General features: G+C 64.7%; 14 protein-coding genes. All 14 read left to right on the top strand.

The window, feature by feature from the left end; all coding sequences use genetic code 11:
- Positions 1-117 precede the first annotated feature (117 nt).
- The 14 genes from AKG07_RS14195 to AKG07_RS14135 all read left to right on the top strand — a co-directional run bounded on the left by AKG07_RS14195 (position 118) and on the right by AKG07_RS14135 (position 14,022).
- The gene (locus AKG07_RS14195) at positions 118-1,998 is read left to right on the top strand and encodes a heavy metal translocating P-type ATPase (RefSeq protein ID WP_052492874.1); all 1,881 of its coding nucleotides are present in this window, start codon (positions 118-120) and stop codon (positions 1,996-1,998) included.
- A gap of 182 nt (positions 1,999-2,180) precedes the next feature.
- A complete protein-coding gene (locus tag AKG07_RS17735; protein WP_139305307.1) occupies positions 2,181-2,654 on the top strand; it encodes a hypothetical protein in 474 nt (157 codons plus the stop codon).
- A 70-nt stretch (positions 2,655-2,724) separates the two neighbouring features.
- Entirely contained in the window at positions 2,725-3,390 is a 666-nt protein-coding gene (locus AKG07_RS14190; protein ID WP_136041016.1) for a DsbA family protein, read from the top strand.
- A complete protein-coding gene (locus AKG07_RS14185; RefSeq protein WP_308418032.1) occupies positions 3,387-4,376 on the top strand; it encodes a flavin-containing monooxygenase in 990 nt (329 codons plus the stop codon). Before AKG07_RS14190 ends, AKG07_RS14185 begins: the two co-directional genes overlap by 4 nt.
- 9 nt (positions 4,377-4,385) lie before the next feature.
- Entirely contained in the window at positions 4,386-5,300 is a 915-nt protein-coding gene (locus AKG07_RS14180) for a cation diffusion facilitator family transporter (protein ID WP_042538288.1), read from the top strand.
- Positions 5,293-5,970: a copper resistance CopC family protein gene (locus AKG07_RS14175; RefSeq protein ID WP_052492864.1), complete on the top strand. Its 678-nt coding sequence runs from the start codon at positions 5,293-5,295 to the stop codon at positions 5,968-5,970. Before AKG07_RS14180 ends, AKG07_RS14175 begins: the two co-directional genes overlap by 8 nt.
- 19 nt (positions 5,971-5,989) lie before the next feature.
- On the top strand, positions 5,990-6,502 hold the full coding sequence (gene lspA, locus AKG07_RS14170) for a signal peptidase II (RefSeq protein ID WP_230100799.1): 513 nt from the start codon (positions 5,990-5,992) through the stop codon (positions 6,500-6,502).
- Positions 6,499-6,834, top strand: a complete 336-nt coding sequence (locus AKG07_RS14165) for a DUF6804 family protein (RefSeq protein WP_042538290.1) — start codon at positions 6,499-6,501, stop codon at positions 6,832-6,834. The genes lspA and AKG07_RS14165 overlap by 4 nt, the downstream gene beginning before the upstream one ends.
- Positions 6,835-6,859: 25 nt before the next feature.
- The gene (locus tag AKG07_RS14160) at positions 6,860-7,810 is read left to right on the top strand and encodes a cytochrome c oxidase assembly protein (RefSeq protein WP_042538291.1); all 951 of its coding nucleotides are present in this window, start codon (positions 6,860-6,862) and stop codon (positions 7,808-7,810) included.
- Positions 7,794-9,398, top strand: coding sequence for an apolipoprotein N-acyltransferase (lnt, locus tag AKG07_RS14155; RefSeq protein WP_079112071.1), 1,605 nt, complete (start codon positions 7,794-7,796; stop codon positions 9,396-9,398). Before AKG07_RS14160 ends, lnt begins: the two co-directional genes overlap by 17 nt.
- Positions 9,383-9,898: a DUF3515 family protein gene (locus tag AKG07_RS14150; RefSeq protein ID WP_042538292.1), complete on the top strand. Its 516-nt coding sequence runs from the start codon at positions 9,383-9,385 to the stop codon at positions 9,896-9,898. The genes lnt and AKG07_RS14150 overlap by 16 nt, the downstream gene beginning before the upstream one ends.
- Positions 9,895-11,793 (top strand): cytochrome c oxidase assembly protein, encoded by a 1,899-nt coding sequence (locus AKG07_RS14145; RefSeq protein WP_042538293.1) that lies wholly within the window; start codon positions 9,895-9,897, stop codon positions 11,791-11,793. The genes AKG07_RS14150 and AKG07_RS14145 overlap by 4 nt, the downstream gene beginning before the upstream one ends.
- Positions 11,790-12,473 (top strand): copper resistance CopC family protein, encoded by a 684-nt coding sequence (locus AKG07_RS14140; RefSeq protein WP_026049677.1) that lies wholly within the window; start codon positions 11,790-11,792, stop codon positions 12,471-12,473. Before AKG07_RS14145 ends, AKG07_RS14140 begins: the two co-directional genes overlap by 4 nt.
- A 193-nt stretch (positions 12,474-12,666) precedes the next feature.
- Positions 12,667-14,022, top strand: coding sequence for a M23 family metallopeptidase (locus AKG07_RS14135; protein ID WP_026049678.1), 1,356 nt, complete (start codon positions 12,667-12,669; stop codon positions 14,020-14,022).
- Positions 14,023-14,039 lie beyond the last annotated feature (17 nt).

Below are 14,039 nucleotides of genomic sequence, written 5' to 3'. Positions count from 1 at the left end.
TGTTGCGAGCCCGACCCGGTGCGAAATGCCACGTCCTCCGAGGCCCATGAGGAAGGCGATGCTTGCTGCGGACCGGCGCTGCCGTCCAAGGCAGGCGTGGATGACGATGAGATCGAGGTGCGTCCGCCGTGGTGGCGCGACATCGCGCTACTGCCGTCCGCGCTGTCGGGCCTTTTCCTGGTCGCCGGGTACGCGTTCGAGTGGGCGGGTATCGAAATCCCCGCGCTTGTGCTGCAATGGGCTGCTCTGCTGACCGGCGCCTACACCTTCGTTCCTGGTGCGATCCGCCGGTTGATCCGGGGTCGACTTGGCGTCGGGCTGCTGATGACGATTGCCGCGATCGGTGCGGTTCTGCTCGGCCATGTCGGTGAGGCTGCGACCTTGGCGTTCCTGTTTTCGCTGGCGGAGGCTCTCGAGGACCGTGCGATGGATCGGGCGAAAGAGGGTCTGCGTGCCCTGCTGTCCCTGATCCCGGAGACCGTGCGTGTCTCTCGTCTCGCCGGCGACACGACGATCCCGGCCGCGGATGTCCGTGAGCTCGATATCCTCATCGTTGGAGCAGGCGAGCGTGTTGCCACCGATGGTGTTGTTGTCGAAGGGCGTTCGAGCCTGGACACATCCGCGATCACCGGTGAGTCCATCCCGGTCGACGTGCATCCCGGCACTGCGGTCGCGGCGGGCTCGGTGAACGGTGCATCGACGCTGCGGATCGAGGCGACCGCGGACGGGCGCGACAACTCGCTCACCCAGATCGTGTCCCTCGTGGAGCAGGCCCACGCCCGCAAGGGCGACCGCGCGCGGCTTGCTGACCGGATCGCCCGCCCCCTCGTCCCCGTGGTGCTGATCGCCGCGGCCCTTGTCGCCGTGTTCGGATTCATCGTCGGAGATCCGTCGACCTGGATCGAGCGTGCACTCGTCGTCCTCGTCGCCGCGTCTCCTTGTGCTCTTGCGATCGCGGTGCCGGTCACGGTGATCAGCGCCATCGGGTCCGCGTCGAAGTTCGGCGTCGTGATCAAGTCCGGGGAAGCGTTCGAGCAGCTCGGCACCATCCAGGCGGTGGCGCTGGACAAGACCGGTACCCTCACCCGCAACGAGCCGGCCGTCGTCGACGTGCGCCCCGCAGCCGGCATCTCACGGGACGAGCTGTTGACCTGGGCGGGAGCAGTCGAAGAGACAAGCAGCCACCCGCTCGCCGCCGCGATCACCACGGCCGCCCCCGGCGCAGCTGGAGCCGTGGACGTCGTCGAAGACGCCGGCCACGGCATCACCGGCCGCGTCAACGGCACCCTGGTCCGCGTCGGCAACGTCCGGTGGCTCGCCCCCGGAGTCCTCCACTCGGCCGCTGATGAGATGGCCGAAGACGGCATGACCGTGGTCGTCGTTGAAGCCGAGGGCGAGATTGCCGGGCTCATCGGCATCCGCGACGAGCTGCGCCCTGAATCCGCCGCAACCGTGCGACTGCTGCAGGATGCCGGTATCGGGATCACGATGCTCACCGGGGACAACGAACGCACCGCCCGCGCGATTGCGGCACAGGCGGGCATCACCGACGTCCGCGCAGAGCAGCTCCCTGCGGACAAGGCCACGGTCATCGAACAACTCGCCGCCGCGCGCCCGACAGCCATGGTCGGTGACGGCATCAACGACGCCCCCGCCCTCGCGACCGCCACCGTCGGTATCGCCATGGGGCTGAAGGGCTCGGCTGCTGCCATCGAGTCTGCCGACGTCGCCTTTACCGGGAACGATCTCCGATTGATCCCCGGCGCGCTCGCGCACGCTCGTCGCGGTCGCCGGATCATGACCGCCAACATCGTGCTCGCCTTGGCGATCATCCTCGTGTTGTTCCCGCTCGCCCTCTTCGGCGTGCTCGGGCTTGCCGGTGTAGTTCTCGTGCACGAGATCGCGGAAGTGTTCGTCATCCTCAACGGGGTGCGCGCGGCGCGGCGCCCTGCTGCCCTGCGGTCACCTGCCGCAACCTCCGTACCCGCCCAGGTCTGAACCATCCCGCTTCGACGGCACTACCCCGCTCCCACGGAGCCACTTTCGAAGGCCCCGAAATCAACTGGGTTGCTCGGTTGTGGGACGCGGACGCTGACAGTAACTTCAGTTTGACCTTCGGGCGCGTGGCTCTCGGGTTCGCAACAGATCTTGATTGGTGGGGCTGGTACCATCCTGAGGTCATGGTCGTCCAAGGTCGCATTCGCAATAGCGACAGCCGCGCCGACGAGTTCATGATAACGAAGATCATTACGGCCCTCGGATTGGCACTTCTTCTCATCGTCGGAGCGTGGCCGGGCGGCCATCGTGACGCGACGGATGCGACTGCGTATCTGAGCACGACATCCTCGTCGTCACTAGGTACGTCTTCTGCTGGCCCTGTCGCGGCGGGTTCGGGTGAAAGCGGTGTCGGCGCAACTGCGGAACATGTCGTGGCTGGGGATACTGCGAACGACATCATGATCGGCGTCGCCGGGTGCCTCTTGGGTATCCTCTGCTGCTTCTTGGTGCTCATCGTCACGCGGATCTTCCGCCGTCACGTCCCCTCTTCTCGCGTTCGTGAACGTTTGCCGCGCGCACCATCACTGGCGGCCATGACGGGGCGCCTGTTCGTATTGCCTCCTTCTCTCACACAGCTTTCTCTGTCGCGAACCTGATCTGGCGGCGCCATCTCTTCGATGGCGCTCCCCTGGTCGTCCTCGTTCGTTGTGTGTGTCTGGAGTGTCTATGAAATCTTCTATGAAAGCGGTACTTGTCACCGTGGCTCTCGCCGTGGTGTTGCTGATCGTTGCGCTGGTGTTCGTCCTTGTCAATCAGAGTCGAGCTGCCGCACCCGAGACGGGGGCCGCTGATGGTCCACAGGTCGTCCGTGAGAACTCGCATGTCCTCGATGACGGAGGAGATGGGGCGGTGACGGTGGTCGAGTTCCTCGATTTCGAGTGCGAGGCCTGCGGTGCTTTTTATCCCCTCGTCGAGGATCTCCGTGGCAAGTTCGATGGCGAGATCACGTACGTGATCCGCTACTTCCCGTTGCCGGGTCATCTCAACTCGAAGAATGCCGCGATCGCTGCCGAAGCCGCAGCGCAGCAGGGACGGCTGGAAGAGATGTATCACCGCCTGTTCGAGACGCAGTCTCAATGGGGTGAGGCTCAAGAGTCTCGTGCGGACCTGTTCCGGGGATTTGCGGAGGAACTCGGATTGGATATGGCCGCGTTCGATGATGCGGTCGCTGATCCGGCGACTGCAGAACGGGTCCAGTTCGATCTAGACGAGGGTGAGCAGCTCGGTGTCAGCAGTACCCCCTCGTTCTTCATCGATGGGGAGCCTGTCGTGCTGGAGACGTGGAATGACCTGGAGGACACCATTGAAGCCGCGGTGAACGGTGCTGAATGATGGCGCGTTCGCTATCGCACCGTCGCGTCATCATCGTCGGCGCCGGGCACTCCGGGTTGGCGACAGCCGCCGCACTCAGGTCCTCCGGGCTTGAGCCGCAGAAGGACTTCGTGATCATCGATTCTGCACCTCCCGGTCGACGAAGCTGGGCCACACGGTGGCAGTCGATGAAGCTACGCAGCGCGGCCCGCCACAGTGTCGTCCGCGGGTTTCCTTTCCCGGGCGATGGAGACCGTTATCCGAGTAAGGATGAGATGTCCGATTACCTGTCTTCGGTGGAGAACGCCCTCGGTGTGAAGACCGTGTGGGGCACTCGTGCTCTTGGAATCACCCGGTTGGGCGACGGATCCACACTGCATCTGTCGACCTCCGCCGGGGAAGTGCAAACCCGAAATGTGGTCTGTGCAACGGGAGCTGCCGCGGTGCCGCGCGTGCCGGGCTGGCGCCTGGAACTGGCAGTACCCGGTGTTGTGCTGCATTCCAGCCAGTACCTCTATCCCGCCCAGATACCTCCCGGCCGCGTGTTGATCGTTGGCGGTGGATTCAGCGGAGTGGAGATTGCAGAAGAGCTCGCTTCCTCCCACGACGTCACCCTCTCCACTCGAGCGGAATCCTCAGAGGTGTCGGAGCGGCCCATCTGGTCGAGGCTGCGACGTCGGGGTCCGATGTCTGAGTCACGCCCCCGCGTAGCTTCGACAGACGTCACTCATGCCGCCGCCGTGACGGAGGTACACGGAGACACCGTGATGTTCGCCGATGGGGCGTCCGTGAAGCCGCATTCCGTGATCCTTGCGACCGGGTACAGGCCGGCGGACGCATGGCTGCCCGATTCGGAGCCGCCCGGGCAGCCTTTGCACGTCAATGCACGCATCCCGGGACTGTTCACTGTTGGCATGCCGCGTTACTCCCGGGCAGATGCGGGCACCCTCGCTGGGGCGGGTCGTGATGCGGCGATCGTCGCCCGGCACATCGTTGGACGGCCGTAAAGGAGCACCATGACAGACACAGGGCACAGTCACGGTATCGGTGACGCCACTCCCCGCAATCGCCTGGTCATCGCGTTCGCGATCACCTCTTCGGTCTTCATCGTCGAAGTGATCGGCGCAATCATCACAGGCAGCCTCGCACTGCTTGTTGATGCGGCGCACATGCTCACCGATGTCGTCGGGTTGGCGATGGCCGTCACCGCTGCGCATCTGATGAATCGTCCCCCGACTCCCAAGTACACCTTCGGTCTTCGACGCACGGAGGTTCTCGGTGCGCTCGCTCAAGCAACTTTGCTGCTCGGGGTGGGCATCTTCGCGCTCGTGGAAGGCGTACGGCGGCTGTTCGAGCCCCCTGAGATCGCATCGGGGAGTCTGCTGTTCTTCGGCATCGTCGGTCTCGTCGCCAACATCGCCTCCATGCTCGTATTGTTCAGCGGCCGCGGACGCAATCTCAACATGCGCGCCGCGTTCCTCGAGGTCGTCAACGATGCCCTCGGTTCCGTCGGCGTCATCGCCAGCGCCATCCTCATCGCCGTTTTCGGTTGGTATCAGGCGGACGCCGTCGCGGGCGTCTTGATCGCGCTGCTCATCATTCCCCGCACTCTTATCCTGTTGCGAGCATCCGGTCGGGTGCTGTTGGAGTCCACACCCGCCGGCCTCGACCTCGAGGATGTCCGCCGCCACATCCTTGCCCTTCCGCACGTGGTCGCGGTGCACGACCTTCACGCGACCCAAGTCTCGACCGACCTCCCCACGCTCACCGCCCATGTCGTGGTCGATGACACCGTCACGATGGAAGCTTCCGCCGCATTGCTGACATCACTTCAGCAATGCGTCAACGAGCACTTCGCCGTGAGCATCGAACACTCCACCTTCCAGATCGAACCCGAATCCCACCCCGGAGAGCACGACACCCATGCATAAACGCCTCTCGGCACGTATCACAGCCCTCGCCGCCGCCGCCCTGATGGTGTCGGCATCCGTCGTGCTGGGGACCACAGCCCCGGCCGCCGCTCACGACGAGTTCGTCTCGGCGTACCCCGACGCCGACTCGGCCGTCGACGGCTCTCCCGACGAGATCTCTCTGATGTTCACCGGGCTGCTTCCGGATGGTGACGGCGCAACAGTCATCGACGTGGTCGATGAAACCGGAGCAAACGTCGCAGTCGACGCCCCCCAGGCGACCGATGACGTTATCACGCAGCACCTCTCCCCGGACGCCGCGACCGGTGTCTTCACTGTCCGATGGAAGACCGTCTCCGCCGATGGGCATCCGATCAGCGGAGAGTACGTGTACACCGTCAGACCCGCGACGGACACGGGATCCGGCACAACCACCGCAAGCCCCACCCCTGAAGCCTCACCACAGAGCAGCGAAGAAACGGAAACCGCATCGCCGGCACAAACGTACGGCGGCACACCATCCGGAGGCGGTGCCTTCGAAATGCTGCCCCTATTCTTCCTCTCCGGTTTGGCTATCATCCTGGGGGTCGGGGTTGTGGGCGTGATGATGGCCGGGCGCCGCCGTCACCAGCGGGATCGCGCCGAAGTTGCTGAGGATGCCGCGGCCGCGGGGGAAGACGCCGATGCGTGATCGAGTCCGCCGGTCGGCCGTGGTGCTCATCGTCGCCGCCATCGTTATCCTGATCGATCAAGGCACCAAGACTCTTGCTCTGAACACGTTGCGACAGGATGCGCGTATACCGCTGATCGGTGACTGGCTCGGTCTTCAACTGGCCTTCAACCCCGGGGCGATCTTCTCGCTCGGGGAAGGCTCCACATGGGTCATCACCGTCGTCGGGCTCGCTGTCACCGCGGCCCTCATCGGTGCCGCTACCCGAGCCCGCAACGTGTGGTCGGCGGTTGGTTTCGGTTTCATCGTGGGCGGTGCGATCGGGAACCTCATCGATCGCTTATTCTCGCCGCCCGCGTTCGGGATCGGGCACGTCACCGATTTCCTTGCCTACGGGAACCTGTTCATCGGCAACCTCGCCGATGTCGCTCTCGGCATCGGTGCCGTGTTCCTCATCGTCGCGGGTCTGCGCATAAGCCGTCGCCGGCCAGACCCCTCGTCCCGCCCCGATCCCGTCGACCCTGTACCCGCCGAAGAAACGGTTCACCCATGAGTCCCAAAGAACGTGTCCCCTCCACTTACCAGCGGAACGCCCTGGCCCCCAGCCTCGTCGCCGCCGCGATCCTGTTCCTCGCCCCGGCGCTCTTCCAGGCGAATTGGGCGCCCCTCGTCCTCTTCATCGCCTCAATTTTCGGGCTGATCGTCGCGTGGTTTGCGCTGCAGGCACGCCACTGGTGGTGGATCCCGGTCTTCCTCGCGATCGCCGTGCTCTGGAACCCGGTAATGCCCTTCCCCTTCTCCGGTGTCGTGTGGACCACAGCACAGCCCATCGCGGCCGTGGCGTTCCTGGCAGCGGGGGCGACGATCAAGGTGATCCGGAAGTGAACAGCGCGATCTTCTTGTCACGACCATGCGTGTGAGCGGCCAGATCCTCGAAAGTCCCCCGTCTTTGCAGGCGTTCCTCGCACCGGCGGACATCCCGCTTCCGGTGTTACCGATAGTCGCGGGGATCCTCGCTGTGCTGTATCTGGTCGGAGCGATCCGGTTGTGGACGCGCGGGCGTCGGTGGCCCGTGTGGCGAACGGTCAGCTTCCTTCTCGGGTGTGTTCTCCTCGCGGCGGTCACTGGTCTAGGCGTTGAAACCTACGGCCAGGCGCTGGTGTCCGTTTTCATGTTCCAGCAGCTCACTCTGATGATGATGGTGCCGCCGCTCCTCGTCCTGGGCTCTCCCGGCACCCTTCTTCTGCGAGCGACACCGCATCATGGAGCGGGACGGTTAGTCCTCACAGCGGCCCACGGTGCTCTTCGAAGCCCGGCCGCGAAATGGATACTCAGTCCGTGGGCCACTGTCCCGCTCTACCTGTTCGCGTTCTACGGCATCTACCTTGCGGGTGCTGCCGATGCCATCCTCGCTCTCCCCGGGGGTCACGTCGCACTCGAGGTCGGATTCCTCCTCGCCGGCGTGCTCTTCACCATCCCCATCCTGTCCTCCGATCCGCTGCCGGTCAGGTTGGGTCATGGTGCCCGTGCACTGGACGTCTTTGCCGAAGCCGCGCTCCACGCATTCTTCGGGGTGTTTCTCATGATGGCCAGTACGATCCTGGTCGGCTCGTTCGTCGCGCCCACCGAAGCACTGGGCATCGATCCCCTCGCCGATCAGCAGCTAGCCGGCGCTCTGGCATGGTCCTACGGTGAAGCCCCGACCGTACTGATGTTGATCTACGTGATGCATCGTTGGTTCCGAAGCGACACCGCTCGTGCTGCCGCGGCGGATCGGTATGCCGACGTGCACGGGAACGCCGACCTCGACTCGTACAACGCTTACCTGAAAAACCTGGGCACTCATGACCGTGACCGCTGACCCGTTGGTGGGACACGCCCTCTCCGTTCGACCACGGCGCGGCAACGCCAGTGCGCACGATGCGCTCCTGGCAGCTGCGGTGCCATTTCCCGTAGCGATCGTCGCGTCCGCCATCGCAGGAGGCATGCTGGATCTCGCCTACCCCGCGTCCGGGTGGTGGCCCGCGACGTTCGTGAGCGCAACCATCGGGCTGTGGACGCTTCGCGGACGCTCTGTTCCCGGGGCGTTCCTGATCTCCCTCGTCTACGGGACGGCCTTCTACTTCACTCACTTGGTATGGGTGACCCGGTTTCTGGGGCCCATCCCATGGGTCGCGCTGGCTGGCTTGGAATCCCTGCTGTTCGGTGCCGGCGGTGCGCTGATCGCACTCGCCTATCGTGTCGCCACCACGCGGGCGGGATTCGGGTATCACGCGATCACTCCTGTGCTCGTCGCCGGGGTGTGGGTGCTGCGGGAAACGCTGATGGGGAATGCGCCGTACACCGGGTTCCCGTGGGCGCGAATCGGCTTCACTCTTGCCGAGAGCCCGCTCGCGGAAGCCGCTTCCTGGGTGGGGACAACCGGGCTGACCTTCCTGACAATCCTCGTCTGCGCAAGCGTCGTGGAAGCCCTCACCCTCCGCCGGTGGGAGCCGGGAGCAGCAGCGGCGGTCATCGTCGTTGCCGCGATGGCCGTCCCTCTGTTCCCGACTGAGCAAGCGGGAATGATGCGCGTCGGATGGGTGCAGGGCAACGGTCCCAGCGGCTACTTCGACACCAGGACAACAGGTGACATCCTGCGCGCACAGGAAGAAGCGACCGCTCCGCTCCTGGGGCGTGAAATGGACCTTCTCGTCTGGCCAGAAGGGGCCGTCGACGCCGATCCCCTGCGCGATGCCGCCGTCGCAGGCCGCCTTGATCGACTCGTGCAGGGTGCTGGCGCTCCGGCACTGGTGAATGCGGCAACCACCCGCGGAGCTGACACGTTCAACACCTCGATGCTGTGGACCAGCGCCGGGCCGCAGCAGCTCCACGACAAGGCCAACCCCGTCCCTTTCGGCGAATACGTGCCGGACCGTTGGTTCTACGAAGCCATCGCCCCCGATCTCATCGGGTTGATACAACGCGAGTACACGCCCGGCTCCAACACGCCCCTCATGAACGTTGGCGATGTGCCCATCGGTCTGGCGATCTGTTTCGACGTCATCTACGACGACGTCATCCACCAGAGCGCGTCCTCTGGCGCGCAGATGTTCGTGTTTCAAACCAACAATGCGGATTTCAGAGGCACGGACGAGAACCTCCAACAGCTGACCATCGCCCGCATACGCGCGCTCGAAACAGGGAGAACTGCGGTGAACGTCTCCACCACCGGGACCAGTCAAGTCATCGGCCGCGATGGAAAAGTGTTGGCTCAGGTTGCGGTGGACACGACCGCGGCGAAGATCACCGAGGTCCCCCTCCGCGCCGGCACGACTCTCGCTGTCGTGCTGATGCCGTGGCTCGGCTGGATGCTCAGTATCGGAACGGTACTAGCGCTGCTCGTCATGTCGATCCGACAGCGACGGACGCATGCTGACTCCCAGGAAGACGGATGGATGACGTTGTGAAGCTCAAGATTCTGACCTCTGGCGCGGCGCTGTGCGCACTGCTTGTGCTCACCAGCTGCGCACCCACCGTCCACCTCGAGCCCGCAGCGAACGCGAATGACCCGCTGTGCGCAGAGGTCACCGTACGATTACCGGACTCGATTGGCGACCAGGCTCGCGTCTGGACGGACGCTCAGGCCACCGCAGGATGGGGCACCCCCAGTAGCGTGCTCCTCACCTGCGGGTTGGAGCCCCCGGCCCCCACCACGCTGCAATGTGTCAGCTTGGGGGGCGTCGATTGGATCGTCGACGAGGAGGAGACCCCGAATCTGCGGCTCACAACCTACGGCCGAGATCCAGCTGCCCAGGTGTACGTGGACACGACCACCCTGTCGGCGGACGCGGTTCTCGAATCTCTTGCCGGGGCGATCCAGCAGCTCCCCAAGACCGGTGAATGCACGGCACCTGTGACGGAAGACCCGGACGCTGCTGGCGCTCAGACAGGGGATACCACTCCATGAATCCCGTTGTTCTCCGGATCGTTGGACCGACGATTCTCGTTGCCGCCGCACTCATCGCTGTGGTCATCGGGCTCGTGATTGGTGGAGGAGCTGCACCAAGACTCGCGAGTGACCCTGGAGCGCTCGTGCGATGGGGACTCCCGGCCGCGAAACTGTTCGTCAATCTGTCCGGTGCGGCGATGCTCGGGCCCCTGGTGCTGGCGGTGTTCGCTCTCCCCTCGGCAGGGAAGCCCTTCACCGTCGCGCTCGATATTGCCTCCGCCGGCGCCGCGACCCTCACCCTCACAAGCGGGGTGGTGGCTTACCTCACCTTCCTGTCCTCATTCAATCCGCAAGTTAACCTGAGTGCCGAGTTCGGCACGCAGCTCGGTCGCTTCCTCCTCGACACGGAGCTGGGACGATCATGGCTCATCACCGCGATCCTCGCTTCGGTCGTGACAGTCCTCGCATTCGCTGTTCGCAGCTATGGTGCGGTCATGATCACAACCGTGCTTGCGATCATCAGTCTGATTCCCATGGCCACCCAAGGTCATTCGGGTGAGCTCGCCAATCACGATCCCGCTGTCATGTCCCTCGTCCTGCATGTCATTTCAGCAGCAGTATGGCTCGGGGGGCTCATCCTGCTCGTCGTCGCGCGACCGATCAGCTCGCCGCGCGAACTCGAGAACCTGCTCCGCCGGTACTCGACGGTGGCGCTCATCGCGTTCATCGGCGTCGCCGTCTCGGGATACGCGCGGACGCTCACAGCCCTCGGCCGGTGGGAGGATTTGGCCTCACCGTACGGCATCCTCCTTCTCACAAAGATCGGCGCGCTTTTGGTCATGGGCGTCCTGGGTGCCGCCTACCGCCGCCGACTCATCGCAAAGACCAGCGAGGGCCGTGGCGCCTTCTGGATGATCGTGTGCGTCGAACTCGGTTTCATGGGTGTCGCGAGCGGGGTCGCCGCCGCCCTCGCCCGCACCGCCGCCCCCGCCGATGCGATCACCCTGCCGCAGACCACCGCCGCGGAGATCCTCACCGACGCACCCGTCCCGGTCGCACTCACCCTGCAGAGATGGTTCACGGCGTGGAGTCCCGACCTCCTTTGGGTGCTCGTCGCGGGTTTCGGAATCGTCTTCTACCTCGTCGGCGTCCGACGCGCACGGCGCCGCGGGTATCCGTGGCCAGCCAGGCGCACGATCAGCTGGATTGCGGGGATGGGGGCGCTTCTGTGGACGACCAGTGGGCCGATCGCAGCCTATGACGATTCGCTCATCAGTATGCGATTCCTCGCCTTCGCTCTCCTCAGTCTCGCGATCCCCTTGCTCCTTGTCTTCGCGGCGCCGATCACCCTCGCAACCTTGGTCATCCACCCACGGGACGATGGAAGCCGAGGACCGCGCGAATGGCTTCTCTGGGCCGCCCACAGCCCCCTGGCCCGGTTTACTCGTCGCCCCGTCGTCGCCGCGTCCCTGTTCGCCACGTCGCTGTGGTTGTTCCACTACTCCGACCTGTTCCGATGGTCGCTCTACGACCAGCTCGGAGCGGAATGGATGATCAGCCAGCTCCTCGTCACCGGGTGCCTCTTCGTACGATCGCTTTCCCCGAACGCGTCCACGACTCCCGAGGGGCGGTGGCGTGTGGCCTCACTCACTGCGCTCACAGGCGTGGCCACTTTCTTCGGCATCGCCACTATCGCTCGCTCCGACCTCATCGTCGCGGAGTGGTTTGGCGCCATGGGGCGGACGTGGGGACCCACCCCCCTGCAGGACCAGGCCCTCGCCGGAGCCGCCACCTTGATGATCGCGGGAATGCTCGCAATCCTCACCGGCTTCTCCGTCCTCCACACGAAACGCAACAACAGACCTACCGACAGCACCCCCGTGCCCGCCGGACGAAAGGACCCACGCCCGTGACCTCCACCCACCGCACCCGCTGGCTCGCCAGCACACTTCTTGCCCTCATCGCACTGGGAATCGTGGCCGCACCGGCCCCCGCAGCTCTCGCGCACGACAACCTCCTGGACACCGTGCCCGGGGCAGACGAAACCGTCACCCAACTCGACGACGTCGCTCTCACGTTCAGCGGGGAACTCATTGACTTCAGCCAGGCAAGCTTCGCCCAAGTGCAAGGACCCGACGGCCTCTTCTACGAATCCAGCTGCTCCACCATCGACCGCAACATCCTCACCACCCCGGTCGCACTCGGAGAACCCGGCGTCTACACCGTGCTTTGGAACGCCGTCTCCAGCGACGGTCACCCCATATCCGAGAGCTTCACGTTCACGTACGCTCCCACCGGCATCGAGCCAGGGCTGGGATGGGACCAACCAGCATGCGGGAACGAACAATCACGGATGCAACCGGCAAAGGCGTCGCCCTCTGCTGTGCCAACTACCGAACCTCCCGCAGCGGACACCCCTGCCCCGGCGGCATCCGCAGGCGAGAACGAGGTGGCTTCGATCGCGATCCCGCTCATCATCGCCGTGGCTGTCATAGGTGCCGCGGTGATCGCCACCACCGTTGTCGTACGGCAAGTGAAAAAGAACAAACACAACAAGGTGAGCCCCGACATCCACACGGACCCGAAAGCGTGAACTTCGTGTCAGGACAGTCGAACTCGAATTCGATGCGACAGATATGGGCCACTGATCAGAGATCACGAGCGAGTCGGCGCGACTTCGGCGGCCACGTACGGCCGATGGACCAGACGGCGGGCAATGCAAGCGTGGCCAATCTGCGCGCCCATGGCAGCAGAATCCACGAAGCCGAGCTCGAGGAGAGGGCACAGTGAACGGACGACTCGTCTCTGCGGCTACGGAGGCGGCTGAAGAATGCGGTTGTGCACCCACGCCCGCCGAACGCGACTCGTTCTGGAAGCTGAGTGTTACTCGACGTGGCGCTTTCGGGCTCGGCGCGCTCGGTGTCGCTGCATTCGCTGCACTCGGCATCGGCTCCGGCGACTCAGCGGCGTACGCTGCGTCGTACCCGAGTTGGGACGATGTGCAACGCGCCAAGAACAACGAAGCTGCCAAGGCTGCCGAGATCACCCGAATCGAAGGGCTGATCCAGTCCTTGACGCGGAAGGTCGCTGAGACTCAGGTTGCTGCCGATACAGCCTCCGACGAGTTCTATGCAGCGCAGCAGGAGTACTTCGCTGCGATCACGGAAGCTCAGAGCCTGCAGGCGCAGGCGGACGAACAATCAGCGATTGCCGAAACCTCTGCGCGCAGGGCCGGTCAAGTTGCGGCACAGCTGTATCGCAACGGTGGAGATGATTCAGCACTGCAACTGTTCTTCTCCGGTTCCGCGGCCAACGCCGATGAGCTCCTGTCACGCCTGGGCACCATGGACAAGCTTCTCGAGTACAACCGGTCGGTCTACGATGGCGCAATCTCGGCGCGCAACACCGCCCAATCGCTGACCGATCAGGCGAAGGTTGCCCGCGACGAACGAGACCGCCTGCAGCAGGTCGCAGAGCAGAAGATGATTGCGGCACAAGAAGCGGCCGACGCCGCACAGGCCGCGCTCGACGAGCAAGCCGCGAACCTCGAGACGATGCAGGCGCAGCTCGCCGCGCTGAAAGACACCACCACGCAGACTGTCGCTGGTTACCAGTCGGGTGTGGCCGCGCGCGAGGCCGAAGAGCGCGCCCGTCGCGAACGCGAAGCCGCGGAAGCGGCAGCCAACGGTGGCGGCAACGGCGGCGGCGGAGGCTCTGCCGGTAGCGGCGGTTGGGTCCGGCCCCACGGGGGCGGCCGAAGTTCAAGCTACGGCCCGCGGACCCCGATCTGCGGTTCGCAGGGCTGCTCCTCGAGCTACCACTACGGCGCGGACATGGCCAATGGCTGCGGAGCGGCGATCTACGCCGCCAACTCCGGAACAGTGGACTACGCCGGCGCGAACGGCAACTACGGCAATTACGTCCGCATCCAACACGGCGGGGGCGTCAGCACCGGGTACGCGCACATCAAACCCAGTGGCATCCTCGTTGGCAGGGGGCAATGGGTCAATTCGGGCCAGGTCATCGCTTACGCGGGTGACACTGGACGCTCCTTCGGTTGCCATCTGCATTTCGAGGTCTACATCAATGGTGGTTACACCAACCCCGTCCGATTCATGGAAGACCGCGGCGTCTATATCTAAGGCTCCGACATGGGAGC

The sequence above is a fragment of the Microbacterium sp. CGR1 genome, assembly GCF_001266755.1.
GTDB lineage: Bacteria > Actinomycetota > Actinomycetes > Actinomycetales > Microbacteriaceae > Microbacterium.
This window is presented reverse-complemented; position numbering and strand designations above follow the sequence as displayed.